Source organism: Klebsiella sp. 7-CIP_Kleb. (assembly GCF_050378655.1).
Taxonomy (GTDB): Bacteria; Pseudomonadota; Gammaproteobacteria; order Enterobacterales; family Enterobacteriaceae; genus Klebsiella; species Klebsiella quasipneumoniae.
Genome location: NZ_JBNRLJ010000001.1, coordinates 1,120,678 through 1,147,452, shown reverse-complemented (window position 1 = coordinate 1,147,452; position 26,775 = coordinate 1,120,678). Strand labels below are relative to the sequence as shown.

At 60.7% G+C, this 26,775-nt stretch carries 17 protein-coding genes and 1 pseudogene; 6 read left to right on the top strand and 12 right to left on the bottom strand.

The features are described from left to right. Positions 1–282: 282 nt before the first annotated feature. The 6 genes from baeR to ACQUTI_RS05630 are packed head-to-tail and all read right to left on the bottom strand — an operon-like array spanning position 283 to position 11,341. Positions 283–1,005, bottom strand: coding sequence for a two-component system response regulator BaeR (gene baeR, locus ACQUTI_RS05655; protein WP_004201558.1), 723 nt, complete (start codon positions 1,003–1,005; stop codon positions 283–285). Further along, positions 1,002–2,489 (bottom strand): two-component system sensor histidine kinase BaeS, encoded by a 1,488-nt coding sequence (baeS, locus tag ACQUTI_RS05650; protein WP_180242008.1) that lies wholly within the window; start codon positions 2,487–2,489, stop codon positions 1,002–1,004. Before baeS ends, baeR begins: the two co-directional genes overlap by 4 nt. Next, positions 2,486–3,901: an MFS transporter gene (locus ACQUTI_RS05645; protein WP_064183485.1), complete on the bottom strand. Its 1,416-nt coding sequence runs from the start codon at positions 3,899–3,901 to the stop codon at positions 2,486–2,488. The genes baeS and ACQUTI_RS05645 overlap by 4 nt, the downstream gene beginning before the upstream one ends. 1 nt (position 3,902) lies before the next feature. After that, entirely contained in the window at positions 3,903–6,980 is a 3,078-nt protein-coding gene (gene mdtC / locus ACQUTI_RS05640; protein ID WP_428923217.1) for a multidrug efflux RND transporter permease subunit MdtC, read from the bottom strand. Then, positions 6,981–10,103 carry an MdtB/MuxB family multidrug efflux RND transporter permease subunit gene (locus ACQUTI_RS05635; RefSeq protein ID WP_428923216.1) on the bottom strand — a complete coding sequence of 1,041 codons (3,123 nt, stop codon included), beginning with the start codon at positions 10,101–10,103 and terminating at the stop codon, positions 6,981–6,983. Continuing rightward, positions 10,103–11,341 carry an MdtA/MuxA family multidrug efflux RND transporter periplasmic adaptor subunit gene (locus tag ACQUTI_RS05630; RefSeq protein ID WP_004201552.1) on the bottom strand — a complete coding sequence of 413 codons (1,239 nt, stop codon included), beginning with the start codon at positions 11,339–11,341 and terminating at the stop codon, positions 10,103–10,105. The genes ACQUTI_RS05635 and ACQUTI_RS05630 overlap by 1 nt, the downstream gene beginning before the upstream one ends. Positions 11,342–11,642: 301 nt before the next feature. Here ACQUTI_RS05630 and ACQUTI_RS05625 point away from each other — a divergent pair, with 301 nt between their 5' ends. Next, positions 11,643–12,917, top strand: coding sequence for a dicarboxylate/amino acid:cation symporter (locus ACQUTI_RS05625; protein WP_004201551.1), 1,275 nt, complete (start codon positions 11,643–11,645; stop codon positions 12,915–12,917). Between the two features lie 274 nt (positions 12,918–13,191). On the opposite strand, the gene ACQUTI_RS05620 is transcribed toward ACQUTI_RS05625, so the two are convergent. The 5 genes from ACQUTI_RS05620 to yegD all read right to left on the bottom strand — a co-directional run bounded on the left by ACQUTI_RS05620 (position 13,192) and on the right by yegD (position 18,529). Further along, on the bottom strand, positions 13,192–13,803 hold the full coding sequence (locus ACQUTI_RS05620; protein ID WP_114508304.1) for a helix-turn-helix transcriptional regulator: 612 nt from the start codon (positions 13,801–13,803) through the stop codon (positions 13,192–13,194). A 116-nt stretch (positions 13,804–13,919) separates the two neighbouring features. After that, on the bottom strand, positions 13,920–14,060 hold the full coding sequence (locus ACQUTI_RS05615) for a small membrane protein (protein WP_004146563.1): 141 nt from the start codon (positions 14,058–14,060) through the stop codon (positions 13,920–13,922). A gap of 237 nt (positions 14,061–14,297) precedes the next feature. After that, positions 14,298–15,017 carry a response regulator transcription factor gene (locus ACQUTI_RS05610; RefSeq protein ID WP_240709182.1) on the bottom strand — a complete coding sequence of 240 codons (720 nt, stop codon included), beginning with the start codon at positions 15,015–15,017 and terminating at the stop codon, positions 14,298–14,300. Between the two features lie 14 nt (positions 15,018–15,031). After that, positions 15,032–16,888 (bottom strand): sensor histidine kinase, encoded by a 1,857-nt coding sequence (locus ACQUTI_RS05605; RefSeq protein WP_025999156.1) that lies wholly within the window; start codon positions 16,886–16,888, stop codon positions 15,032–15,034. 288 nt (positions 16,889–17,176) lie between these two features. Continuing rightward, positions 17,177–18,529, bottom strand: coding sequence for a molecular chaperone (gene yegD / locus ACQUTI_RS05600; protein WP_004201546.1), 1,353 nt, complete (start codon positions 18,527–18,529; stop codon positions 17,177–17,179). A gap of 137 nt (positions 18,530–18,666) precedes the next feature. Between yegD and alkA the strand changes: the two genes are divergently transcribed. The 4 genes from alkA (at position 18,667) to asmA (ending at position 22,821) form a co-directional block, all read left to right on the top strand. Beyond that, on the top strand, positions 18,667–19,515 hold the full coding sequence (alkA, locus tag ACQUTI_RS05595) for a DNA-3-methyladenine glycosylase 2 (RefSeq protein ID WP_048295154.1): 849 nt from the start codon (positions 18,667–18,669) through the stop codon (positions 19,513–19,515). A gap of 114 nt (positions 19,516–19,629) precedes the next feature. Next, positions 19,630–20,271 carry a uridine kinase gene (gene udk / locus ACQUTI_RS05590; RefSeq protein WP_002912442.1) on the top strand — a complete coding sequence of 214 codons (642 nt, stop codon included), beginning with the start codon at positions 19,630–19,632 and terminating at the stop codon, positions 20,269–20,271. Between the two features lie 90 nt (positions 20,272–20,361). Beyond that, the gene (dcd, locus tag ACQUTI_RS05585; RefSeq protein ID WP_004151145.1) at positions 20,362–20,943 is read left to right on the top strand and encodes a dCTP deaminase; all 582 of its coding nucleotides are present in this window, start codon (positions 20,362–20,364) and stop codon (positions 20,941–20,943) included. Between the two features lie 30 nt (positions 20,944–20,973). After that, on the top strand, positions 20,974–22,821 hold the full coding sequence (gene asmA / locus ACQUTI_RS05580) for an outer membrane assembly protein AsmA (RefSeq protein WP_423692567.1): 1,848 nt from the start codon (positions 20,974–20,976) through the stop codon (positions 22,819–22,821). Positions 22,822–23,239: 418 nt separating this feature from the next. Here asmA and ACQUTI_RS05575 read toward each other — a convergent pair whose 3' ends face one another. Beyond that, complete coding sequence (locus ACQUTI_RS05575) at positions 23,240–24,823, bottom strand: TerC family protein (protein ID WP_048295153.1); 1,584 nt, start codon at positions 24,821–24,823, stop codon at positions 23,240–23,242. Between the two features lie 757 nt (positions 24,824–25,580). On the opposite strand from ACQUTI_RS05575, the pseudogene galF reads away from it, so the two are divergent. Next, positions 25,581–26,554: pseudogene (gene galF, locus ACQUTI_RS05570) on the top strand (GalU regulator GalF). Positions 26,555–26,775 lie beyond the last annotated feature (221 nt).

Below are 26,775 nucleotides of genomic sequence, written 5' to 3'. Positions count from 1 at the left end.
ACCGGGTGCGGCGAGTTGGGGAGTGTCCCCACATTAAGGGCGGGCATTGTAGCGCCGCGGCGAAGGGGAGTAAATATCAGATGGGTATCTTTCAGTATGGCTAATTTGTTTGCCATTTTGAACCTGGGCAGTGCTCACACTGACAGCGCTCATAACGCCTGGTGTCATAGTCGCTACGGAGTTTCCCGGGTTGCGGCGTAAACGCCTTACCCGGGCTACGGATTGCAGACGGCGGTGGACTTGTAGCCCGGCTAAGCGCAGCGCGAGCCGGGAAAAGGCTCACTACGCCAGTCGACAGGCGTCGGCTTCCCAGCGGTAGCCAACCCCGTACACGGCGCGGATGAACGACTGTTCGGCGTCCAGCGCCTCCAGCTTGCGCCGCAGATTTTTGATGTGGCTGTCAATGGTGCGGTCGGTCACTACCCGATAGTCGTCATACAGATGGTTGAGCAACTGTTCGCGGGAGAAGACCTTCCCCGGCTCCTGGGAGAGGGTTTTCAGCAGCCGGAACTCGGCGGGGGTGAGGTCCAGCAGCTTGTCGCGCCACGAGGCCTGAAAACGGCCCTCGTCGACAATCAGCGGACTCTGCGCGTCCAGCGCCTGCAGGTCGCGCTGCGGCTTGCAGCGGCGGAGAATGGTTTTCACCCGGGCGACCACTTCCCGCGGGCTGTAGGGCTTGCAGATATAGTCGTCGGCGCCAATCTCCAGCCCCAGCAGGCGGTCGATCTCTTCGATTTTCGCCGTCACCATCACCACCGGAACGTCGGAGAAGCGGCGAATTTCGCGGCACAGCGTCAGGCCGTCGGTACCGGGCAGCATCAGATCCAGCAGGATCAGGTGCGGCGGAGTCTGGCGAACGTAGGGCAGGACCTTGTCGCCATGGTTAATCAGCGTAGGCGCATAGCCGGCGGCCTGCAGATAATCAATCAGCAGCTGGCCGAGCTTGGGTTCATCTTCCACGATAAGAATGCGCGGGGTGTTTTCATCTACAGGCAATTCAGTCATACGTCTCTCGGTAAATCATGTTCCAGAGGTAACTCAACTTTAATGCTAACCCCGCCAAAAGGCGAATGGTCGGCACGCAGGGTGCCGCCGTGGGCCGCTACGATATTGAGGCAAATCGCCAGCCCAAGGCCGGAGCCGCCGCTGGCGCGGTTGCGCGATCCTTCTGCCCGGTAAAAGCGCTCGCACAGGCGGGCCAGCTGCTCATCGCTGACCCCGGGGGCGCTGTCGGCGAAGTCGATCACCAGCATCCGTCCGCTGCGGCGGGCGGTGATGTGCAGGCTGCCGCCGCTGTCGGTATAGCGCAGGCTGTTTTCCAGCAGATTGTTGAAGAGCTGCATCAGGCGGTCGCGGTCGCCGAAGATCATCGCCTGCTCCGGGAGCGACACCTGGATGCTCAGCTGCCGGCCGGCGAAGCGCTCGTGAAAAGCGCCTGCGGCTACCTCCAGCAGGGTGATGATATCCAGCGAGGTTTTCTGGTAGGCCAGCGCTCCCTCATCGGACATCGACAGCTGATGGAGATCGTCTACCAGCTTGGTGAGGGTGGCCACTTCAGCCTGCAGAGAGGGAATGGATTCAGGGGTAAAACGCCGGACCCCGTCCTGAATCGCCTCCAGCTCGCCGCGCAGCACCGCCAGCGGGGTACGCAGTTCATGGGAGATATCGGCCATCAGGTCGCGACGCATCTGCTGGTTGCGCTCCAGGGTGCTGGCGAGCTGGTTAAAATCCTGCGCCAGGCGGCCGAGCTCATCGCCGCCGGTCACCGTCACGCGGGTGGAAAAGTCGCCCGCCGCCAGCTTATGGGTGCCTTCCACCAGCCGTTTCACCGGCGCCAGCAGGCCGCGGGCCAGCGGGAAGGTGGCCAGCGCGGCAAGCAGGGTGGCGAGGGCGACAATCAGCCAGCTGGTGCGCTTCTGCTGCCGGTCGAAGTTAATGTCGGTATTGCGGGTTAGCCGCTCCACCGGCGAGGCGATCACTCTGCCTACCTCCACGCCGTTGACCATAATGCTGCGCTGGCTGCCGTCCTCCGGCACGCGCTCGCGGGGGCCCACCAGCACCCGGCCAGACTGATCGACCACCCAGAACATGGTGCGCCAGCCGTGGGGCGGCATTTCCGGCCTCGGGCGCGGGCCGTCAGGGGGACCATCCGGCGGCGGCCCATCGGGACCGGAGTCCATCGCCCCCGGCTTCATGGCGTGCCCCGGCGGCGAGCGGTCGTCATTATCCCGTTCGAAGGTGCGCAGCAGCTGGAAGATAAAGCGGTCATTGTTGCGCAGAAACGCCCAGCTGCCGTGCTGGGCATACTGCTCGCTCAGCGCGTCGCTAAGCATGGTTAACCGCTGCTCATTGCCGCGCTTGATGTAATCGATAAACCCGCGTTCGAAACTGATGCGCACCGCCCAGTGCATGCTGATCAGCAGCACGATGCAGGTGGCGAAAATAGCGAGGAACAGCTTGCCGGTAATGCCCGGGCGCCAAAATTTCACGATCCACTCCTGTTGCGTCGACGGATGACGGTATTGCTGCCGACGTCATCCGGTACCCGGGAAAAGATGAGCGCCGGCAGGGCGATGATCGCCGCCATGCTCAGATAGGTATAGAGAAAGACCTGATGGGTGCCGGCGGCGTCGAGGCTCAGATGCTGCTGGCCGTACAGCCCCAGCAGCAGCCCGGCGATGGTCACGCCAATACTCATCGACAGCTGCATCACCATCGACAGCAGGCTGTTGCCGCTGCTGGCCAGATCGTCCGGGAGATCTTTCAGGGTCAGGGTATTCATCGACGAGAAGCGGCTGGCGTTGATCATCCCCTGCAGAAACAGGATCAGCGGCAGCGCGTAATACCAGCCCGCCAGGGCGCAAAACATAAACAGCAGGCTGACCGCCGCCAGCCCCAGAGTGCTGGCGACCAGCACCCGACGGTAGCCGAAGCGGTTGACCACCTGGACCACGATCCGCTTCATCCCCATGCTGCCGAGCACCATCGGGATCATCATCAGCCCGGCGTGGAAGGGGCTAAAACCGAGGCCGATCTGCAGAAACACCGGGGTCATAAACGGCAGCATGCCGCTGCCGATGCGCCCGGCGAAGCTGCCGCCGAGGCCAAGGGAGAAGGTGCGGTTGCGAAACAGGTTAAGGCTGAACAGCGCCCGGGCGTTACCGCGGGCGTGCCACAGGTAGAGCAGCAGGGCGGCGAGGCCGACGGCCACCAGTCCCGCCAGCCAGGCGGGGGAAATGCCGAGCCCTTTCTGGCCATCCAGCGCCAGGGTCAGGGTCGCCATCCCGGCCGCCAGCAGCACAAAGCCGGCGAGATCGAAGCGTCGGGTCTGCATGGTGTAGTTGGGCATCAGGCTGAGGGTGGCGATGGCGCCGACGATCCCCACCGGGATGTTAATGAGGAAGATCCAGTGCCAGGAGGCGTACTCCACCAGTACCCCGCCCAGCGCCGGGCCGAGCAGCGGGCCGACCTGGCCCGGCAGGGTAACGAAGGTCATCGCCGCCATGTACTGATCGCGCGGGACGATCTTCATCACCGTCAGGCGACCGACCGGCACCATCATCGCGCCGCCGATACCCTGCAGCACCCGCGCCATCACCAGCTGGTCAAGGGTGCTGGCCCGGGCGCAAAACAGCGATCCAGCGGTAAACAGCACGATGGCGGTAAAGAAAATATTGCGCACCCCGACCCGGTCGGCCAGCCAGCCGCTGGCCGGCAGCATCACCGCCACCGTCAGGACATAGGAGACGATGATCATATGCATATGCAGCGGACTCTCCCCGAGGCTTTTGGCCATCGAGGGGAGGGCGGTGTTGACGATGGTGGTGTCCAGCGACTGCATAAAGAAGCCGAACGCCACTATCCATAGCTGCCAGCGCACGCTGGCCGGGAGGTCTGTCATCTTATTCGCTTACCGGTTGAGTGGAATGACGCGAAAAACGCAGCCGCAAACGGTCAAAGAAAAGATAGACCACCGGCGTGGTGTAGAGCGTTAACAGCTGGCTCATCACCAGACCGCCGACGATAGTGATCCCCAGCGGCTGGCGCAGTTCGGAGCCGTCGCCGCCGGAGAGCACCAGCGGCAGGGCGCCGAACAGCGCGGCGAGGGTGGTCATCATAATCGGCCGGAAACGCAGCAGGCAGGCCTGGAAAATCGCCTCTTCCGGCGTCAGGTTGCCGGTGCGCTGCGCCTCAAGGGCAAAATCAACCATCATGATGGCGTTTTTCTTCACGATGCCAATTAATAACATGATCCCGATAAGGGCGATTAGGCTGAATGGGGCATCGAATATCTCCAGCGCCAGCAGCGCGCCCACCCCGGCGGAGGGAAGCGTCGAAAGGATGGTCAACGGATGTACATAGCTCTCGTAGAGCATCCCCAGCACGATATAGACCGTGGCAATGGCCGCGAGGATCAGGATCACCTGCGCGTTCATGGTCTGCTGGAACACCTGAGCGGTACCGGCAAATGAGCCACGTACGGTGGACGGCACCCCGAGCTGGGTCATCGCGCGGTTAATCGCCTCGCTGGCTTCCGACAGCGAGCGGCCGGTGGGCAGGTTAAAGGAGATTGTGGACGCCGCCGACAGCCCCTGGTGGTTCACCGACAGCGGGGCGTTGGCCGGCTGCCATTTGGCGAAGTAGGCCAGCGGGATCGGCTTGCCCTCGCTGTTGATAACAAACATCTTGTCGAGGGCGCTGACGTCCTGGGTGTAGGCCGGATCCACCTCCATCACCACCTTGTACTGGTTGAGCGGCTGGTAGATGGTGGAGATCTGCCGCTGGCCGAAGGCGTTGTTCAGCAGGTTGTTGGCGTCCTGGACGCTGATGCCGAGGCGCGACATCGTGTCCCGGTCATAGACCAGGTCCATTTCGGCGCCATTGTCCTGCTGATCCGAGTTGACGTCCGCCAGCTCAGGCAGCGCCGCCAGCGCTTTGCGGATCTTCGGCTCCCACTCGCGCAGCGCCGACAGGTCGTCGGACAGCAGAGTGTACTGATAGCTGGCGTTCGACTGCCGGCCGCCGACGCGAATATCCTGCACCGCCATCAGGAACAGGTTGGCCCCGGGCTCGTTGGCCAGCTTTTTGCGCAGCCGGTCGATCACCTGCTGCGCCGTCTCGTGGCGCTGGTCCCGTGGCTTGAGGGTGATAAACATCATCCCGCTGTTGACCCGCGAGCCACCGGTAAAGCCGGTGACGTTATCCACCGCCGGATCTTCACGAATGATCTTCATAAAGTCCTGCAGCTTGCCGCGCATCGCCTGAAAGGAGATGCTCTGGTCGGCCTGAATGCCGCCCATCAGCACCCCGGTGTCCTGCTCCGGGAAGAAGGTTTTCGGGATCGAAATGTAGAGCCAGACGCTGAGGCCGATGGTGCCGAGCACCACCAGGCCGGTCAGCCGGCTGTGCCTGAGCACCCATTTTAACGATTTCCCATAGCCGCCCTGCACGGCCACCAGCAGGCGGCCAAAGCCGCGGTTGCGCGTCGGCTGGTGGGGCTTACCGCTTTTCAGCAGCCAGCCGCACATCATCGGCGTCAGGGTGAGGGACACCGCCAGCGAGATGCCGATCGCCACCGACAGGGTGACGGCGAACTCGCGCAGCAGGCGGCCGGGCAGGCCGCCCATCAGCAGCAGCGGCAGAAACACCGCCACCAGCGACAGGCTCATCGACAGCACGGTAAAGCCGACTTCGCGGCTCCCCTGCAGCGCCGCCAGCAGCGGTTTCATCCCCGCTTCCAGATGGCGGGAGATATCCTCCAGCACCACGATAGCGTCATCCACCACGAAGCCGGTGGCGATGGTCAGAGCCATCAGCGACAGGTTATTGAGGCTGAAACCGCATAAGTACATCGCGGCGAAGGTGCCGATTAAGGAAACCGGAACGGCGACGGCGGGGATCAGCGTGGCGCGTCCGGAGCGCAGGAACAGGAACACCACCAGGATCACCAGCGCCACCGAAATCACCAGCGTCTGCTCCACCTCCTCCAGCGAGGCGCGGATGGTCGGCGAGCGATCCTGGGCGATCTGCAGGTCGATGGCCGCCGGGATGGTCTGCTGTAGCTCCGGCAGGCGGGCGCGGATGCTGTCCACCGTCTGAATGATATTGGCTTCCGGCAGTTTGCGGATCATCAGCAGGATCGCCGGCTTGGCGTTGGTCATCCCGGCGTTGCGCACGTCCTGCACCGAATCTGAGACGGTGGCAACATCCCCCAGCCGCACCGCGGCGCCATTCTGGTAGTGGACGATCAGCGGCTGATAGTCGGCGGCGGTCTTCAGCTCATCGTTGGTATGCACCTGCCAGCGGTGGGCGCTGTCCTCCAGCGCCCCCTGCGGCTTGCGCACGTTGGCGTCGCTGATGGCGGTGCGCACCGCGTCCAGCGACACGCCCTGGTTGAACAGCGCCTGCGGGTTGAGGTCGACGCGCACCGCCGGCAGGGAGCTGCCGCCGACGTCGACATCGCCGACGCCGTCAATCTGCGCGATGGTCTGCGCCAGCTGGGTGGAGGCGAAATCATACAGCTCACCCTGGGAGTAGGTGTCGGAGGTCAGCGTCAGGATCATGATCGGCGCATCCGACGGGTTGGCTTTGCGGTAGGTCGGCCGGCTGGGCATCCCGCTCGGCAGCAGACTTTGCGCGGCGTTGATCGCTGCCTGGACATCGCGCGCCGCGCCGTTGATATCGCGGTCGAAGTTAAACTCGAGAATGATGCGGGTGCTGCCGAGCGAGCTGGAGGAGGTCATCTCATTGACCCCGGCAATCCGCCCCAGGGAGCGCTCCAGCGGGGTGGCCACCGACGAGGCCATGGTCTCCGGCGAGGCCCCCGGCAGCGAGGCGCTGACCATAATCACCGGGAAATCGACCTGCGGCAGCGGGGCCACCGGCAGCAGCCGGAAGCCGAGAATGCCGCACAGGGTGATGGCCAGCGAGATGAGGATCGTCGCCACCGGGCGGTAAATGAAGAGGGCGAAAAACTTCACTTACGCCTCCTCTTCCTGACGCGGGAAGCGGCGCTTCAGGTGCAGCGACAGGCGGTCGAACAGCAGATAGATCACCGGGGTGGTGAACAGGGTCAGCACCTGGCTGAGCATCAGGCCGCCAACCATGCCGATCCCCAACGGACGCCGCAGCTCCGCGCCGACGCCGGTGCTCAGCATCAGCGGCAGGGCGCCGAGCAGGGCGGCGAGGGTGGTCATCAGGATCGGTCGGAAGCGGAGCAGACAGGCCTGGTAGATCGCCTCCCGCGGCGGCATGCCCTGCTCGCGCTCGGCGGCCAGCGCGAAGTCGATCATCATGATGGCGTTCTTCTTCACGATGCCGATCAGCAGAATGATGCCGATGATGGCGATCACGTCCAGCTCGCTGCCCGCCAGCCACAGCGCCAGCAGCGCCCCGACCCCGGCGGTGGGCAGGGTGGAGAGAATGGTGATCGGATGGATAAAGCTCTCATACAGCACCCCCAGGACGATATACATCGCCACTACCGCGGCCACGACCAGCCAGACGGTGCTGCCCAGCGCCGACTGGAAGGCCAGCGAGCTGCCCTGGAACTTAGTGCGAATATCGCTCGGGAAATCCAGCGACTGTTCGGCGGTGAGGATAGCCTCTACCGCTTCGCCCAGCGAGTAGTTGTCCGGAACGTTAAACGAGATCGTGGTCACCGGGAACTGATCGAGGTGGTTCACCGACAGCGGGGTAAAGCGCTGCTCCACCGTGGCGATGGCGGTCAGCGGCACGATGCCGCCGTCGCTGCTGGTCAGGCGGATATTATCCAGCGCCGCCAGGCCCGGGGTCGCCTCGGTATCCTGCTCAAGCACCACGCGATACTGATTCGCCTGGGTGTAAATGGTGGAGATCAGCCGCTGGCCGAAGGCGTTGTACAGCGCGTTATCGACATCGGCCATCGAGATACCGAGGCGGCTGGCGCTGTCCCTGTCCACCTTGATATAGGCGGCCAGGCCTTTGTCCTGCCAGTCGCTGCTGACGTCGGCCAGCTGCGGCTGGGCCTGCAGGCGACTGAGCAGGGGCGGCACCCAGGTGCTCAACGCCTCGAGGGAGTTCGCCTGCAGAGTGAACTGGTACTGGGTGCGGCTCACCGTGGTGTCGATGGTCAGATCCTGGGTCGGCTGCAGATAGAGCGCCACGCCCGGGACGCCGGCCACCGCCTGCTGCAGACGGCTAATCACCGTCTGGACGCGGTCGTCGCGTTCATCCAGCGGCTTGAGGTTGATCTGCAGGCGGGCGCTGTTCAGCGCCGGGTTGGTGCCGTCGACGCCGACGAACGAGGTCAGGCTCTCAACCGCCGGATCCTTGAGAATAATGTCGGAAACCTGCTGCTGGCGCTGGGCCATACTGGCGAAGGAGACCGACTGCGGCGCCTGGAGGGTGCCCTGGATAATGCCGTTATCCTGGATCGGGAAAAAGCCTTTCGGGATAAAGACCCACAGCAGAATCGACAGCGCCAGGGTGCTCAGGGCGACGCCGAGCGTCAGCCAAGGATGGTTCAGCACCCGGCTCAGCCAGCGGCCATAGACGGCGATCACCCGGTCAAAGAAGCGCTCGCTGGCCCGCGAGAAGCGGTTCTGCTTACGCAGCGATTCGTGGCTTAACATGCGGGCGCACATCATCGGCGTCAGGGTCAGGGAGACCACCGCCGAGATCAGGATGGCGACGGCGAGGGTAACGGCGAATTCGCGGAACAAGCGGCCGACGATATCGCCCATAAACAGCAGCGGGATCAGCACCGCGATCAGCGAGAAGGTGAGGGAGATGATGGTGAAGCCGATTTCTCCCGCGCCTTTCAGCGCAGCGGCCAGCGGCTTCTCGCCTTTCTCGATATAGCGCGAGATGTTCTCGATCACCACGATGGCGTCATCCACCACAAAGCCGGTGGCGATGGTCAGGGCCATCAGCGTCAGGTTGTTGATCGAGAAGTCGAGGAACACCATCACCGCGAAGGTACCCACCAGCGACAGCGGCACCGCGACGCCGGGAATAATGGTCGCCGGCACGTTGCGCAGGAACAGGTAAATGATCATCACCACCAGGGCGATGGCCAGCATCAGCTCAAACTGGGTGTCGCGCACCGAGGCGCGAATGTTGGTGGTCCGGTCGGAGAGAACCTGCACCTTCACCGATTTCGGCAGGCTCTCGGTGAGCTGCGGCAGCATCTGGCGAATGCTGTCGGCGGTGTCGATGATGTTGGCCCCCGGCTGACGCTGGACGTTCATCACGATCGCCCGCTGCTGGTTGGCCCACGCCCCCAGCCAGCTGTTTTCGGCCCCTTGTTCGACGCTGGCGACATCGCCGAGCCGGATCGGCGCCCCGTTCTGATAAGCGATAATCAGGCGGCGGTAATCCTCAGCGGACTGCATCTGATCGTTAGCGGAAAGCGTTACCGCGCGGGCCGGGCCGTCGAGGCTGCCTTTCGCCGAGTTAACGTTGGCGCTGGTGATGGCGGTGCGCACGGTTTCGCTGGTCAGGCCGAGGGCGGCGATGGCCTGGGCGTTAAGCTTCACCCGCACCGCCGGGCGCTGGCCGCCGGCGAGGGTCACCAGACCGACGCCGGAAACCTGAGAGATCTTCTGCGCCACCCGCGTCTCCACCATATCCTCTACCTGGGTCATCGGGATCGCGGAGGAGGTAACGGCGAGGGTCATGATCGGCGGATCCGCCGGGTTCACCTTGCTGTAGACCGGCGGGTTGGGCAGATCGTTCGGCAGCAGGTTGGTGGCGGCGTTGATGGCCGCCTGCACTTCCTGCTCGGCAACGTCCAGCGGCAGGGTCAGCTGGAACTGCAGCGTGACGACCGAGGCGCCGCCGGAACTTTGCGATGACATCTGTTTAAGCCCGGACATCTGGCCGAACTGGCGTTCCAGCGGGGCGGTGATGGCGGAGGTCACCACGTCCGGGCTGGCGCCCGGATAGAGGGTGACTACCTGAATGGTCGGGTAATCCACCTCCGGTAACGCGGAGACCGGCAGAAAGCGGTAGCCGATGATCCCGGCTAACAGGATCGCCACCATCAGCAGAGTGGTGGCCACCGGACGCATAATAAACAGCCGGGACGGGCCGCCGGTGCGGCCTGGGGGTAACACCTGCATCAGGAACGCGCTCCGTGTTTACCGCTCTGGCGCGGGGCGGGCTGCGCCTGCTCGCTGCCGCTGGCGGTGACAACTTCCACTTTCGCCCCTTCGGTCAGGCGGTCAATCCCGTCGGTGACCACGCGATCCCCGGCGGAAAGCCCGGCGCTGATGACCACTTTCTGGCTGTCCTGGATCCCCGGGGTGACGCTGTGTTTGCTGACCTTATTCTCATCGTTCAGCACCCATACAAAATGCCCTTCGTTGCCCATCTGCAGGGCGGCGGCAGGGATGACCACCGCGTTCTGCTGGGTGTCCACCAGCAGGCGGGCGTTAACGAACTGGTTGGGGAACAGGGCGTCGTCCAGATTGCTGAAGCGCGCCTTCAGCTTGATGGTCCCGGTGGTCGCATCGATCTGGTTGTCGAGGCTCAGCAGCTCCCCGACGCTGATTTTCTGCTTATTGGTGCGGTCCCAGGCTTCGACGCTGAGCGCTTTACCCGCTTTCTGCGCCTGCACCACCGTGGCGATGCTGTTTTCCGGCAGGGTAAAGACCACGTCGATCGGATGCGTCTGGGTGAGAACCACAATCCCGGTGGTATCCCCGCTGGAAATCTGGTTGCCGATATCGACCTGCTTTAACCCAACGCGGCCGTCGATCGGCGCGGTAATGCGCGTCCAGTCCAGCTGCAGCTGGGCGCTGGCGACGGCTGCTTCATCGGCTTTTACGGTGCCAGCGGATTCCACCACCAGCGACTGCTGGGTGTCGAGCTCCTGGCGGGAGACGAGATTGGTTTTCACCAGCTGCTGGTAACGGGCGAGATCGCGGCGGGCATTCGCCAGAGTGGCGTTATCTTTCGCCAGCTGACCCTGCGCCTGGGCGAGGGCGACTTTAAACTGGCTGGGATCGATCTGCGCCAGCAGATCGCCGGCTTTGACCTGCTGACCCTCCTGGAAGTGAAGGCTAAGCAGCTGGCCGTCGACCCGGCTGCGCACGGTGACGGTATTGGCTGCCGTCACGGTACCCAGCCCGGTGAGATAGCGCGGGACCGCTTGTTCGGTCGCGGTGGCGGCCTGCACTGGCGCCAGCGCGCCGCCAAAGCGGCCATGGCGCGCGCCGCCCGGACCCTGCGGACCCTGCCCGGCGGCGGGCGTCCCGCTGCCGCTCGTTCCACGATCGTGCCAGAACCAGTAGGCGGCCCCGGCGATAATCACTACCGCCAGCGCGGCGCCCCAACGACGTATGTTACTGCCTTTCATTAGTTTACGGTCTCATCCTGAAGCGTTTCGCTGAATGATACTAGTTTAGTGAGGGAAGGGGCCGTAAAAATGGAGGAATTATGAAAAGAAGGTTGAGAAATGTCTGGATAACGGCGGCGATGGCGGGCGGTCTCGTCGCTGATTTCCGGGGTGATATCAACTTTTAGTTTAAAAAAAGCAAAAAATAGTTGTATCCGCGGGGGCTTTAATTAGATTTATGCGGTGAATAAATCCGTGCATTCCCATAATAATAAAATATGCACTTAAAAATCAACGTGTTAAATAATCAGGGGTCATTGCTGTGGCAAACGCAAACAAACTCACGCTCTTCATCGTCATTTTTATGCTGATGGGGATCCTCTCCGGCGCGGCTATCCATGCCTACGCGACGCCGACTACTATCTCCGCCTGGGCAGACAACATCACGCTGCTGACCGATCTGTTTCTGCGCTTAATCAAAATGGTTATCGCGCCCTTGGTGTTCAGCACCCTGACGGTCGGGATCATGCGCCTCGGCGAGACGGCGACCATCGGCCGGGTGGGCGGTAAGGCGATGGTGTGGTTTATCACTTCATCGGTATTATCCATTCTCGTCGGGCTGGTGATCGTCACCTTCCAGCACCCGGGCGCCGGGCTGAACCTGACGGTACCGAAAGAGGCGGTGGATACCGGCCTGGCGGTCAGCGGCATGACCCTGAAAGGGTTCCTGTCGCATACCATCCCTACCAGCATCACCGAGGCGATGGCCAACAACGAGATCCTGCAGATCGTGGTGTTCTCGATGTTCTTTGGCATCGCCGGCGCGTCGCTGGGCGAGAAGTTTAATGCTCCGCTGGTGGCGGCCCTTAACGTGGTGTCGCACATTATGCTGAAGGTGACCGGCTATGTAATGTACGTTGCGCCGCTGGCCATCTTCGCCGCCATCTCGTCGGTGATTGCCTCGCAGGGGTTGGGGATTTTACTCAACTACGCTTCGTTCATCGGCGGTTATTACCTGGCGGTGCTGTTGACCAGCGCGGTGCTGATTGCCGTCGGCTATATGGTGCTGAAGAAAGAGGTCTTCCGTCTGCTGAACATGCTGAAAGATCCGGTGCTGGTAGCCTTTACCACCAGCAGCTCGGAAGCTGCCTATCCGAAGACCCTCGAACGGCTGGTGAAGTTTGGTTGTTCGCGCAATATCGTCTCGTTCGTTCTGCCGATTGGCTACTCGTTTAACCTCGTCGGCTCGATGGTCTACTGCTCCTTCGCCGCGATGTTTATCGCCCAGGCCTATAACGTCCCGCTGAGCTTCAGCGAGATTACGGTCATGATGTTGACCCTGATGCTGGCCTCGAAAGGCATCGCCGGGGTACCGCGTTCGGCGCTGGTGGTGCTGGCGGCCACTATCCCCAGCTTCCATATCCCGGTTGCCGGGATCCTGCTGCTGATGGGCATCGACCATTTCCTCGATATGGGGCGCTCCGCCATCAACGTGCTGGGTAACGGCATCGCCACCGCTATGCTGTCGAAAAACGAAGGTCTGCTGACCGACGAGGAAGCGCAGCCGGACTGGCAAGTGGAGAAAGTGGAAGCCTGATCCTGCCGCGCCCTCGCGCAGAGGGCGCCATTCCACACCGAAAAAAAGACCCCTGACAGGCACGTCAGGGGCAATGTGACGAAGTATCAGTTTTCCTCGTAAATAGTCTTTTTTCTTATATAAAGGCGCGCGGTAACGTCTTTATACCGAGGAAGCGTCAGAGTTTAACGTTATGTCTGGCAGCGCTGGCGCTTTTTTAGCATCCTGTGGCTATTTTCGGATTTACGACAATATCGCCAGGCGAATATCTTATTCTCTTCTGCTCGCTATTTAGCTACCAGCGCTCTCGTAACAGATTCATAAACTGGAAAAAGTCATGGTTATTATTCAGACTGTATTTTTCCATAATCTTATTTTTATGATAGGCGGCGGTACGGGGACTGACGCGCTGCAGGGCGGCGATTTTACTCATATCCATCCCTTCGAGAATACCGTGCACCACGGCGGTCTGCGAGCGCGACAGCACGCGGTGCGGGCAGCTGGCGCAGCTGAGTTCCCGACCCGCGGCGTCGGTGGCTGCCGGGCTCATACAATGCTGGAGCTCGCTTTTAATGATCGTCAGCAGTTGCGGAATACTGGCGGTTTTTAGCGAAACAAAAATAACCCCTTTCAGGCAGTTAATCATGAAATCATCTTCCGGCAACTGGTCGTAGCTGTGGAGGATAATCAGCGAACTGCCTTTTTTCCTGTTTTTAATCAGCGTATTGCACAGGTAGATTTCGCCGGGGATCACTTCGCAAATGATGATATCTTCCCCTGACAGGTCATTATTACGCCAGGAAAAACGCGCCCGTATTTCGCCCTGCGTGAGGTCATTGACCATAGCCATCAGCGATTCACGGACAAAGGTATTGCGGGTGTTGATGGTGACATTAATGTTTCTCATGGCGTTATTTCCTTACGCAAAAACATAACGCCATGCTGTGACACATCCTCCGGGCGTATGCGGTGTGTTGACTGTATTAAAGTACCTACAATATGTTTTTATTATTCTACAGTGAATTATTTACGACGCATTGAACGCTTATCGTTAAAGGTAAATTTCTGCCGTCTCCTGTCTTTCAGATAGGAAATAAAACTGTATACAGAGATGCTAAAGAAAAAAATGCATAGCAATAAAACTAACCACGTTTGCATGGCCATTGTTTATACCTTGTTTGTGTTGCATGGTGTCAGAATTTGCCGCGAACGGCTAATACGTTTTGTTATATGCTTTTCTGTCCGATGAAAATCATACGACATCATCCTGATGTAGTAGCACTATAAGAAAGTTCTTAAGGTTATCGTCAGTCTCATTCCTCTCATTTCTCTCAGAAAATGAGAAAAATTAACACTTGCGAGTCATTCATATCCCGCGCGGCCGCCGACATGCCCCGTCGTTCAGGAGATAAAAGCCAGCCCCTTACCAAAGATTGCGCGTACGGGCAGGTGGATCCCCTGCTGGCGAGCCTTGTGGCGCAGGCGGCTAACCACCACGTCGATACGGTGCAGGTCAGGCTCGCTTTCATGGGCAAACAGGCAAGCATGAAGATCCAGTTTGCTACACACTTCGTTGCGATTGCGCATTAAGAGTTCCACCAGGCGATATTCCTGCTGGGTTAATTCCAGCGTCCGGGCGTCTGGGGAGATCAGTTTATCCTCATGCAGACGCCACAGTCCGGTAGCGGGAGCGGGAGCGGGGGCGGGAGCGGGGGCGGCGCTGGCCATCTCTGGCTGCTGAGGGGCCGGCCGATCCTGCTGCAGGCGGGCGCCGAGGGCGGTCAGGGTCTCCGCGAGATGGGCGAAGTTAACCGGCTTGATCAGATAGGCATCGGCCCCGAGGCTCAGCGCCTGCAGTTTATCCTGCTGTTGGCCGCGGGCGCTGACCACCACCAGACCGTAGTGCCCCAGCTCGTGCAGGTAGCTCAGCACGCTGAAGCCATCCTCGCCGGGCAGACCGATATCAATCAGCACGATGTCCACCGGATGGCTGTGCAGTTGCCGCCAGAAGGCCTCAGCGCTCCGCGTCCCCCATACCTCGAAGCCGCGATAGCCCAACCAGGCCAGCAGTTCATCCAGCAGATCGGGGTTATCTTCAATTATCGCCAGCCGTAAAGCCATGCGTCGTTCTCCTCTTAAGCAACCGTGGGGAGGGTGAGAATAAAGGTGCAGCCGTCCGGGCCATGCTCGGCCAGCCACAGTTTGCCATCATGAGCCTGCACGATCTGACGCGCAACATACAGTCCGAGACCGGTGCCGCCCGGCACCGGCGACGTATGTTCCCCGCGGCGATAGCGCTCAAAGATCAGTTCCGCCTGTCCGGCGGGGAGCCCAGGGCCGTAGTCGCGAATGCGCAGCTCTGTTTGCCCGGCATCAGCGTGAATATCGATGGTGATTTCGCCCGGCGGCGAATACTTGACCGCGTTATCCAGCAGGTTAGCGATGGCGATGCACAGCAGACCGGCATCGGCCTGCAGCTGGGGGCTTTCCACCGCGCCGTGATGGCGGATGTTCAGGTAGTGATCATGGGAGATGGCTACCACCGAGGCGGCCATGTTGATCACCGCCAGCAGGGCGGTCTGCTGGCGGTCAACGTGCAGATCGTGGGAGGCGAGGCGCGCGTCGGCGAGGCAGTTATCGGTGAGCTGTACCAGACGGGTGGCGGCGCGGCCGATGCGATCGAAGCGCGCCTCCTGGCTGGCGGAGGCCGCCGAGAGGCGGAGATTCTCCAGCGCAGCCTGGATCACCGCCAGCGGGGTGCGGAATTCGTGCGCCACCATGCCCATAAACTGCCGCTGGTGGAAGCTGGCCTCGCGCTCAATCTGCAGCTCGCGCGCCAGGCGCTGCTTCTGCTCCAGCTGGCGGTTTTCAGCCCGCACCCGCAGGATGGCAATGATCAGCACCGTAATGATGTGGACGATCAGCGCATACTGCCAGAGGGAATAGATCGCCATATGAAACGGGATAATACCGTGGATCGACAGCTGCACCAGCACCGCGGCGGCGACATAGAACGGCGGCAGGAGCCCCAGCAGGAGAGTGTTGCGGTCGATAGCTTTTTTGCGCCACAGCCACCAGGAGGTGAACAGCAGCACCGGAGTGATAATGATAAAGATCACTCCTTCAATCTGCATCGCGAGGCCGTAAAAACCCAGCGGAATACTGACCTGCAGCAGCAGGTTGAGCACCACGGCGGCGATCAGCAGCCGGTAAAGCCGCGGCATATTTTTCTTTAAATCGAATATCTCACTGTGTAGCCAGAGGGCGGTGGCATAGCTGAACAGCGAGAGGCTGCTGATCATAAAATCCTGGAAGGGCAGCGCGGCGTGGCCGAAGAACCACTCCGGGAAGCCGTGCAGGGCAGCCACCAGCGGATAATTGAGCGAGAAGAAGCAGATGCCCCATAGCAGACGCCGGCGCAGGGCCAGGGCCAGCCACAGCGCCACGCCGCTGGCGACCGCCGCGAGACCAAAATAGAAGCTCCAGAAGGCGGTGTCGGCGGCGGCCCGTTGCACATAGGCCTGCGGCGAAGAGAGCGAGGCCAGCAGGATCAGAGTGCTGGTGCTCTGCAGACGAAAGACTATCTCATAGCCGGCGGCGGTCGGCGGCGGAGGGAGGATCAGCACGCTTTCCCGATAGTGAAGATCGCTCTCGCGGGCCGGGTCGCGGTCGCCAAAGGTACGCGCTGTCCACGGCGCGTCGCTGCCCAACGGCCGGTAATAGAGAGTCAGGTGGTCGACGAAAGAGGGACCAATCTGCAGCCAGCGCGACTCGTCGGCAAACCAGCTGCCAGGCAGCTCGCTGCGCAGCCACAGGGTTTTGCGTGAATAGCCGAAGGAGGGGATCTGCCGGGTGGTGGCGAGCTGGTCCACGGGCAGGCCGGCAAAGCGATCGATGGTCATCTGGCCGCTGTCGTCCGCGTACCATTCGACGGGGATATCCGTCCCCAGTTGTCGGGGCGCCGCCTGCGCCTGTGGGGCGGCCAGCAGCAAGAGCAATCCGCAGTTGACCAGCCAGCCTGTCAGGAACTGCGGCCGGCAACGCCGGACCGCCGCGAAGATCGCAGACACCCTTTTCAATCACGCCCCCTTGCGGCATGCAAAGATTACTGACCGCAGACGACTGGCTACGGTATGGATAATACGCCCCCTGAATCGGAGGAAAGTGGACAGGCCTGTCCGGAAGAACAGGCCATTTTGCGTGGGAGACCAGGAATATTCCAGCGTAATCTGCAGCGCCACGATCAGGACAGACCTGCTGCGCGGCAGCGCCGGGGGGGACTAGCGGAAAACCACCTGCGCCCAGCGGGCCAGCCCGGCGGTTACCGAGCCAAAATCATCGCCACCGGCCAGCGGAATACCGGGCAGCCGGGCCGCCAGCGCCTTTTTGATCAGCGGCGAGCGGGCGCTACCGCCGGTAAGATAGATCACATCCGGGGTGGTCTGGCTGCTGTCGAGGGCGAGCTGCACCTGCTCCATAATGCGGGCCAGAGGCTGATCCAGCGCCGCTTCCAGACCCTGCTGAGCGATATCGGTAGCCAGCTCGTCCTGAATAAACGGCAGCGCGGTCTCAACGCGGGCGGCGCTGGAGAGGGCGATTTTGCTCTCTTCGGCGCTGCGCACCAGGCGATAGCTCAGACGCTGACGCCAGACCTTCAGCAGCAGGGCCACCTTATCGGCATCCCGGGCGCTACGCAGCAGATCGTTCAGCAGTCGGCCATTGGCGGTACTGTAGAAATCGCTCTGCGCCGGGACGTCGTTGATCGCCACCGCATTCCACCACGGGAGGATCGGCAGCGCGGTGCCTTTCTCCGTTTCGCCGCCCATGCCGAGAAGGGGCATCAGGCATTTAAAGGCCAGGGCAATGTCGAGGTCGTTACCGCCGATGCGGCAGCCGCTGTGGCCGAGCAGGCTCTGCTGGCGGTCGGCGCGCTCCCGCCACTGCGGGCCCATCAGCAGCAGGGAACAGTCGGTGGTGCCGCCGCCGATATCGACGACCAGCACCCGCTTCTCTTCATTGAGGGTAGCTTCGAAATCCAGACCGGCGGCCACCGGTTCAAACTGGAAGACCACGTCGCGGAAACCGGCGCGGAGGGCGGCCCGCTCAAGGATCCCCTGCGCCTGGGCGTTGGCGTCGTCGCCGCCGAGGCCCTGGAAGTTAATCGGTCGGCCAATCACCGCCTGGTCAATCTGCTCGGGCAGCTGGCTTTCCGCCTGCAGTTTGATGTGCAGCATCATGGCGCAGACCAGGTCTTCAAACAGGGCCACCTGCTGCGGCTTGAGGCCGCTGGCGCCGAGGAAGGACTTTGGCGATTTAACGAAGTAGACCTCTTGCGGATCTTCAACATATTGATGCAGTGAGGCGAGGCCGAACTGCACGCTGTTACGCAGCACCTCGATGTCTTCGTCGCGGTTGGCGGCAATCGCCCGGCGCAGCAGCGCCTGGTTTTCGTCGCTGTGGGTGGGCACATCGTGATGGCGATAGAGCCACTCGCTGACCGCTTCGCGCGTCGGCGCGCAGAGCATGGAGGGCAGCAGGGCGCTGCCGTTTTCCAGCGTCAACAGCTGGGGCTTGTTTTCCCGCATCACGGCCACCGAACAGTTGGCGGTGCCGTAGTCAAAACCAATAAACATCGTCTGCAAAATCCCCATGCCGGTGAAGAAGGGGGGCGACTTTAGCGGATCGCCGTCATGCCGACAACCGGAATTTAAAAGCAAGGCGCTGACGGTGAAGGGCGACTATCATTGAAACGCTATATAAAGGAGAGCTTATGGTGTTGTTACCCTGGACCCCGCCTTACGACTGGGCGTGGATGGTTGGTTTTCTGCAGGCGCGTGCGGTCGCTGGCGTTGAGCGTTTTCATGACGGCGGCTACAGCCGCAGCTTTCGCGTAGCAGGCCACGGCGGGCTGATTCATCTGGCGCCGGACGAGGAGGCGCAGGGCCTGCGGGTGACGCTCTCCCCGGGGCTGCAGCCGGTGGCTGAGATCTGCTATGCGCGAATTGGCCAGCTGTTCGATCTGGCCTGCGACCCGCAGCAGGTCGCTCGCACGCTGGGCGACCTGGCACAGGCGCGACCGGGGCTGCGCCTGCCCGGGGCGCTGGACGCTTTCGAACAGGCGGTGCGCGCGGTGCTCGGCCAGCTGGTGAGCGTGGCGATGGCCGCCCGGCTCACCGCCAAAGTGGCGGCCGGCTGGGGCGAACCGCTGGCGGACGCCCCCGGCTATGTCTTATTCCCGACGCCGGAGGCTCTCTCCCGGGCCGATCCGCAGGGGCTGAAGGCGCTGGGGATGCCGCTTCGCCGCGCGGAGGCGCTGATCCACCTCGCCCGGGCGGCGCTCAGCGGCGAGCTGCCCCTGACGGCACCGGCCGATATCGACGCCGGGCTGCGTCAGCTGCAGACTCTGCCCGGGATTGGCCGCTGGACGGCAAACTACTTTGCCCTGCGCGGCTGGCAGGCGAAGGATATCTTTTTGCCGGACGACTACCTGATTAAACAGCGCTTTCCGGGAATGACGCCAGCCGCCATCGCCCGCTATGCCCGCCGCTGGCAGCCGATGCGATCTTATGCGCTGTTGCATATCTGGTATACCGATGACTGGGCGCCGGCGGCGGAATAGCCGTCCGGGGCGCATACCACTGGTATCGGGACGCTGAAATCCCTATAATTGCCGCGTTTGGCGGTCCGCCGCCACCCTCCATCTCTATCCAGGTTAATCAGGTCGCAAAAATTTATGACTGATATGTCCCATCAGTGCGTCATTGTAGGTATCGCCGGCGCATCGGCTTCTGGCAAAAGTCTTATTGCCAGTACTCTCTATCGCGAATTGCGTGAACAAGTTGGCGACGAACATATTGGCGTCATTCCGGAAGACAGCTATTACAAAGATCAAAGTCATCTGTCGATGGAAGAGCGCGTCAAAACCAACTATGACCACCCGAGCTCAATGGACCACAGTCTGTTGTTCCAGCACCTGCAGATGCTGAAAAGCGGCCAGCCGATTGAACTGCCGGTCTACAGCTACGTCGAGCATACCCGCACGCCGAACACCATTCACGTCGAGCCGAAGAAGGTGATTATTCTTGAAGGGATCCTGCTGCTGACCGACGCGCGGCTGCGTAACGAGCTCAACTTCTCTATTTTCGTCGACACCCCGCTCGATATTTGCCTGATGCGCCGCATTAAGCGCGACGTAAACGAGCGCGGCCGCTCCATGGACTCGGTGATGGCCCAGTATCAGAAAACCGTGCGCCCGATGTTCCTGCAGTTTATTGAGCCGTCGAAGCAGTATGCCGACATCATCGTGCCGCGCGGCGGCAAAAACCGCATCGCGATTGATATTCTGAAGGCCAAAATCAGTCAGTTCTTTGAATAACCTGGCCGAATTGTGTAACGTGCAAAGAGTAGCCCTGTTGCCCTCTCCGCCGCGAAGCGTGCGGGAAGCAGCCTTATAAGGAGAAAGCCCATGCGTCTGTGTGACCGAGATATCGAAGCCTGGTTGGATGAAGGGCGACTGGCCATCAATCCGCGCCCGCCCGTTGAGCGTATTAATGGCGCGACGGTTGATGTACGGCTGGGTAATAAATTCCGCACCTTCCGCGGCCACACGGCGCCGTTTATCGATTTAAGCGGCCCGAAGGCCGAGGTCAGCGCCGCGCTGGACCGCGTGATGAGCGAAGAGATTGTCCTGCCGGAAGGGGAGGCCTTTTTCCTACATCCGGGCGAACTGGCGCTGGCGGTGACCTACGAGTCGGTCACCCTGCCTGCCGACCTGGTGGGCTGGCTTGACGGACGCTCCTCGCTGGCGCGCCTGGGGCTGATGGTGCACGTGACTGCGCACCGCATCGACCCGGGCTGGTCCGGCTGCATCGTGCTTGAGTTCTACAACTCCGGCAAACTGCCGCTGGCGCTGCGCCCGGGGATGCCCATCGGCGCGCTGAGCTTTGAACCCTTATCGGGCCCGGCGGCGCGGCCATATAATCGCCGTGAAGACGCCAAATATCGCGACCAACAGGGCGCGGTGGCGAGCCGAATCGACAAGGATTGATAACGTCAACGGGGTGTTGCTGAGGGTGCCATGAGACGAATACTGACAACGCTGATGATCCTGCTGGCGGTCATTGTCGCCGGGCTTACCTCGTTGGTATTGCTGGTCAATCCCAACGATTTTCGCGCCTATATGGTGCATCAGGTGGCAGAGCGCAGCGGTTATCAGCTTGAACTCGATGGCCCGTTGCGCTGGCACGTCTGGCCGCAGCTCAGCATTCTCAGCGGACGCATGACGCTGACCGCCCGAGGCGCCGAGGAGCCGGTGATCCGCGCCGACAACATGCGCCTCGACGTGGCGCTGTTGCCGCTGCTTTCGCACCAGCTGCAGGTGAAGCAGGTGATGCTCAAGGGGGCGGTGATCCAGCTGACCCCGAAAACCGAGGCGGTTCGCGACAGCGCCGCGCCGGTGGTGCCGCATGACAACACCCTGCCGCTGGCTCCGGAGGACCGCGGATGGTCCTACGATGTGCGCCAGCTGCAGGTGGCCGACAGCGTGCTCTTCTTCCAGCATGAGAACGGCGAGCAGGTGACCGTGCGCGACATCCGCCTGCAGATGGAGCAGGATGAGAACCACCGGGCCACCGTCGATTTCTCCGGCCGCGTCAACCGCGACCAGCGCGACCTGGCGCTGAGCTTCTCCGCCACCGTGCAGGGTGGCGACTATCCGCACTCGTTAAAAGCCGACTTTAGCCAGCTCAGCTGGCAGCTGCGCGGCGCCGAGCTGCCCCCCGACGGCATCAATGGTCAGGGGAGCCTGCAGGCCAGCTGGCAGGAAGATAGCAAAACCCTGCGTTTTGATAATCTGAACCTGATGGCCAGCGGCAGCACCCTCACCGGCAACGGCAGCGTGGTGCTGGGAGACCGCCCGGACTGGTCATTGGATCTGCACGCCACCACCCTGAATCTTGACAGTCTGCTGGCATCCTCTTCGCCGGCGACCGACAGCAGCGCCAGCCAGCAGGGCCAGAGCCAGACGCGACCGCTGCGTCCGGTGATCGCCGACAGCGATGAGCGCGAAGATTATCAGAGCCTGCGCGGCTTTAACGGCCGGATGGCCCTGAGCGCCGACCAGTTGCAGTGGCGCGGCCTGAACTTCACCCAGGTGCAGAGCGAAATCAGCAACCAGCAGGGGCTGCTGACAGTCAGCAAAATGCAGGGCAACCTCGACGGCGGCCAGCTCTCTCTCCCCGGCACTCTGGATGCCCGTGGCGACACGCCGCAGGCGACGTTCCAGCCGGCGCTGCAGAACGTGGAGATTGGTTCGCTGATCAAAGCCTTCAACTATTCATTAAGCCTGACCGGCAAGCTGTCGCTGACCGGCGAGTTTTCCGGAACGCGCATTGACGCGGATGATTTCCGCCGTCACTGGCAGGGCCAGGCGCAGCTCCAGATGACCGATACCCGAACCGAAGGACTTAACTTCCAGCAGCTGGTGCAACAGGCCGTGGAGCGCAGCACCAACGTGCGGGCGCAGGAGAATTATGACAATACCACCCGCCTGGATGCCGTGAGCAGCCAGCTCACGCTGGATAACGGGCTGGTGACGCTGAACCGCCTGCAGGGGCAGTCCGATGTGATGGCGATGACCGGCGAAGGTCAGCTCGATCTGCAGAAAGAGAACTGCGATATGCGCTTTAACGTGCGCGTGCTCGGCGGCTGGAAAGGCGAGGGCAAACTTATCGACCGCCTGAAACAGACCGCTATCCCGCTGCGCATCTATGGCGACTGGCAGTCGCTGAGCTACAGCCTGCAGGTCGACCAGATCCTGCGCAAACAGCTGCAGGATGAAGCGAAGCAGCGCCTCAACGACTGGGTCGAACGTAATAAAGGCAGCAAAGAGAGCAAAGACGCCAAAAAGCTGCTCGATAAGCTGTAATTGTCCAGACCAGCAGCCCGGGAGTTCCGGGCTGTGTCATTGTCGTCAAAGTGTGATGTCATGTTGATGACTGGCGGCGGCTACGCCTGATCCGGCCAGGGTTGTGCGGCAGGGGGTAATTCCCCGGTTTGTGTCGCCATTCCGTAGGCCTGATAAGCGAAGCGCCATCAGGCAGTGTGGCGGCTGTAGAGCATCAATTCCCTGTGATGTGAGCATGTCGTCAAAGTGTGATGTCACGTTAATGCCGGGCGGCGGCTACGCTTGACTCCGCCTGGGTTGTGCAGCAGGGGGTAATTCCCCGGTTTGTGTCGCCTATTCCGTAGGCCTGATAAGCGAAGCGCCATCAGGCAATAAACAGGGTACCTGGCTATCAATTTTACGGCCCGGGATACCCCGGGCCGTTATTTATCCCTTAGGATTACACCTCATAATCCAGCTCTTCCTGCTTTACCGGCGGGACGATCTGCACCTTTTGCACCCGATGGCTGTCGACCTGCAGCGTGCGCAGGGTATAACCGTCAATCTCAATGGTTTCCCCCACCTGCGGCACATGCTGCAGATACTCCATCAGCAGACCGGCAACGGTGTGGTACTCACGCTTATCATCCAGCGGCAGCGGAACGTACTGCACCAGGTCCTCCAGCGGCATATGGCCGTTGACCGTCCATGAACCGTCCTGATGATGCTGAATATCGTGTCGGGCGTCGATCTCCTCCACCTCGTTGGGCAGGTTGCCGGCGATGGTCTCCATCACGTCGCTCAGGGTCACAATCCCCTCGACGGAGCCAAACTCGTCCACCACAAAGGCAAAGTGGGTGCGGGCCTGACGGAACTGCTCGAGCGCGGAGAGGAGCGGCAGCCCCTCAGGAAAGACCAGCGGTTGGCGCACCAGCGCCTGCAGATCCAGCGGCTCCTGGCGCAGGGACTGCTGGAGCAGGTCGATAACATGCACCACTCCCAGCAGGTCTTCATTATCTTTCCCGCCGGTCACCACCAGGCGGGTATGCTGATTTTTTTCCACCAGGCTGCGGATCTCTTCCTCCGGCGCACTGAGGTTGATGCGCTCGATATCATGGCGGGAGGTCATAATACTGCTGACGCTGCGCTGATTCAGGTTCAGCACCCGCTCAATCATCAAGCGTTCCTGCGGATTAAACAGCGGATGATGATCCTGATCGGCGACTAGTGACGCCGTGTCAGCATCCAGTTCAGCTTTTTCTTTCTGACCGCTCAGCAGGCTCATCACCGCCTCGGTGGTGCGCTGACGCAGCGTCATATTGGCGGAAAGAAAGCGACGGCGGTTAAACAGCGCCAGCTGGTTAAGGGCTTCAATCATCACCGAGAAGCCAATTGCCGCATATAAATAGCCTTTCGGAATAATAAAGCTGAAGCCTTCAGCAATCAGGCTGAAGCCGATCATCAGCAGGAAGCTCAGACAGAGGATCACGATGGTCGGATGGCTGTTAACAAAGCGCGTCAGTGCCTTGCTGGCCATCAGCATCAGGCTGATGGCGATAACCACGGCGGCCATCATCACCGCCAGGTGATCGACCATGCCGACGGCGGTGATCACCGAGTCGAGCGAAAAGATGGCGTCGAGCACCACGATCTGCGCCACCACGGCCCAGAATTTCGCCCCTTTGCGCTGGGTGGGGTTATCGCTGTCTTTCCCCTCCAGCCGCTCATTAAGCTCGACGGTCGCTTTGAACAGCAGGAATAAGCCGCCAAACAGCATGATTAAATCGCGGGCGCTAAAGCTGAAGTCGCGAAAAGCAATTAACGGTTTGGTCAGGGTGACCAGCCAGGAGATAGAGGCCAGCAGCAGGAGACGCATGACCATCGCCAGCATCAGACCAGTGATCCGCGCGCGGTCGCGCTGGGCGGGCGGGAGCTTCTCGGCGAGGATAGCGATAAAGACCAGGTTATCGATGCCCAACACCAGTTCGATAACCACCAGCGTGACGAGACCTGCCCAGATTGACGGATCGGCAATCCATTCCATATGTATTAAAACCTGTACGACTGCGGTATGTGTTACCACGATCATGGATAAGATGAGTCTAAAATGCAATAACGACGCGGATATCGCCCTGCCATGGATGGATATATTTCCAGCACATAAAGCGAACCGATAAGAATTATGTTCCGGTAAAGAACAGTGAGAAAATAACACCATGGCGACTGCTCTGGAATAAGCGAGCCGGTATAAGAACTTTTCGGCTGCGTATCAGCGAGGGCGGTAAAAGGGCTTCATCCCACGGTTCGTTACGGCGAGCATTGATGCGCACAGGAGACGCGAAGCGCGAAGCCCGCTCACAAAACCGGCAAAATTCATATTATGAAGTGAGCGCAGAATAGGGCAGATCGCAGTTCATAGACGCCGAATTGCGGTAATATGTCACCATATCTGGCTGTTTATGCTGAAATATATTGTCTGGCGAAATTTATTATCTATATCTATTCTTTGCGGGCACAGGCACAGCGTGGCTGGCCCGGCGCCCCGGAAAGCCCGCCTGGCGCGCCTCTCCGCCACATGGCGTGGTGTAGTAAACGAGCCGCTGAATAACCTGAACGAAAATAAGATTATTCTCAGCTCTAACTGTTGGTAAATGGAAGTTGTGTGTATTCTTTTACGTGACAGTGAATTTAAGAATTTGGCGGGCAGATGCCCGGGCAGTATCCGTGTATTATCAGTTTCAATGGATTTGTGACATGTACAATTTTGCATAACTGCGTGTTTTGCAACCAAACAGGTGAAGATGAATATGGCGAATTTGAAAGCGGTTATTCCGGTCGCAGGACTAGGCATGCATATGCTGCCGGCCACAAAGGCAATTCCAAAGGAGATGCTGCCGATCGTTGATAAGCCAATGATTCAGTACATCGTTGATGAAATCGTCGCCGCCGGGATCAAAGAGATTGTCCTGGTGACGCACTCCTCGAAGAACGCGGTGGAAAACCACTTCGACACCTCCTACGAGCTGGAAGCCCTGCTTGAGCAGCGCGTGAAGCGCCAGCTGCTTGCGGAAGTCCAGGCCATTTGCCCGCCGGGCGTGACCATCATGAACGTGCGCCAGGCACAGCCGCTGGGTCTGGGCCACTCCATCCTCTGCGCCCGCCCGGTCGTCGGGGATAATCCGTTTGTCGTGGTGCTGCCGGATATCATCCTCGACGGCGGCACTGCGGACCCGCTGCGCTATAACCTCGCCGCCATGGTCGCCCGCTTTAACGAGACCGGCCGTAGCCAGGTGCTGGCGAAACGCATGCCGGGGGATCTCTCCGAATATTCCGTGATTCAGACCAAAGAGCCGATGGTGGCGGAAGGGCAGGTTGCGCGTATCGTTGAGTTTATTGAAAAACCGGACGAGCCGCAGACCCTGGACTCCGACCTGATGGCGGTGGGCCGCTATGTGCTGTCGGCGGATATCTGGGCCGAACTGGAGCGTACCGAACCGGGTGCCTGGGGCCGTATCCAGCTGACCGACGCCATTGCCGAACTGGCGAAGAAGCAGTCCGTTGACGCGATGCTGATGACCGGCGAAAGCTATGACTGCGGTAAGAAAATGGGCTACATGCAGGCCTTCGTCACCTACGGAATGCGTAACCTGAAAGAAGGTGCCAAATTCCGCGAAAGCATTAAAAAACTGCTGGCCTGACCGCTGGCGTAAAGATGAGCGGCAGGGCAAAACCTTTCGCCACGCCGCTCATAACGTTATGCAGAATTTATTCATAACGTGAATGTTATAACGATTGTAAAGAAACGTATGGCTTCGGAGACTTCTGGTAGTTTGTCTCTGGCCTCTGTGGTGCAATGGTCGGAGTAGCGGCAATAATGCTTTGCGAATAGTCACTTAGTGCGACAATTCCTAAAGTGCAGGGTAAGCGGTCAACGTCAGCCTAAAATAAAACTTGACTGCGATCATGTTTCCGCTTTAAACATCTCACTTGCATGCA

Excerpts from the sequence above, each read along its gene's own strand:
- alkA (WP_048295154.1), top strand. The coding sequence starts at position 18,667 with ATGGTGTTGTTACCCTGGACCCCGCCTTACGACTGGGCGTGGATGGTT.
- ACQUTI_RS05635 (WP_428923216.1), bottom strand. The coding sequence starts at position 10,103 with ATGCAGGTGTTACCCCCAGGCCGCACCGGCGGCCCGTCCCGGCTGTTT.
- ACQUTI_RS05575 (WP_048295153.1), bottom strand. The coding sequence starts at position 24,823 with ATGGAATGGATTGCCGATCCGTCAATCTGGGCAGGTCTCGTCACGCTG.
- udk (WP_002912442.1), top strand. The coding sequence starts at position 19,630 with ATGACTGATATGTCCCATCAGTGCGTCATTGTAGGTATCGCCGGCGCA.
- ACQUTI_RS05620 (WP_114508304.1), bottom strand. The coding sequence starts at position 13,803 with ATGAGAAACATTAATGTCACCATCAACACCCGCAATACCTTTGTCCGT.
- ACQUTI_RS05645 (WP_064183485.1), bottom strand. The coding sequence starts at position 3,901 with ATGACAGACCTCCCGGCCAGCGTGCGCTGGCAGCTATGGATAGTGGCG.
- ACQUTI_RS05630 (WP_004201552.1), bottom strand. The coding sequence starts at position 11,341 with ATGAAAGGCAGTAACATACGTCGTTGGGGCGCCGCGCTGGCGGTAGTG.
- ACQUTI_RS05610 (WP_240709182.1), bottom strand. The coding sequence starts at position 15,017 with ATGGCTTTACGGCTGGCGATAATTGAAGATAACCCCGATCTGCTGGAT.
- asmA (WP_423692567.1), top strand. The coding sequence starts at position 20,974 with ATGAGACGAATACTGACAACGCTGATGATCCTGCTGGCGGTCATTGTC.
- ACQUTI_RS05615 (WP_004146563.1), bottom strand. The coding sequence starts at position 14,060 with ATGGCCATGCAAACGTGGTTAGTTTTATTGCTATGCATTTTTTTCTTT.
- dcd (WP_004151145.1), top strand. The coding sequence starts at position 20,362 with ATGCGTCTGTGTGACCGAGATATCGAAGCCTGGTTGGATGAAGGGCGA.
- yegD (WP_004201546.1), bottom strand. The coding sequence starts at position 18,529 with ATGTTTATTGGTTTTGACTACGGCACCGCCAACTGTTCGGTGGCCGTG.
- baeR (WP_004201558.1), bottom strand. The coding sequence starts at position 1,005 with ATGACTGAATTGCCTGTAGATGAAAACACCCCGCGCATTCTTATCGTG.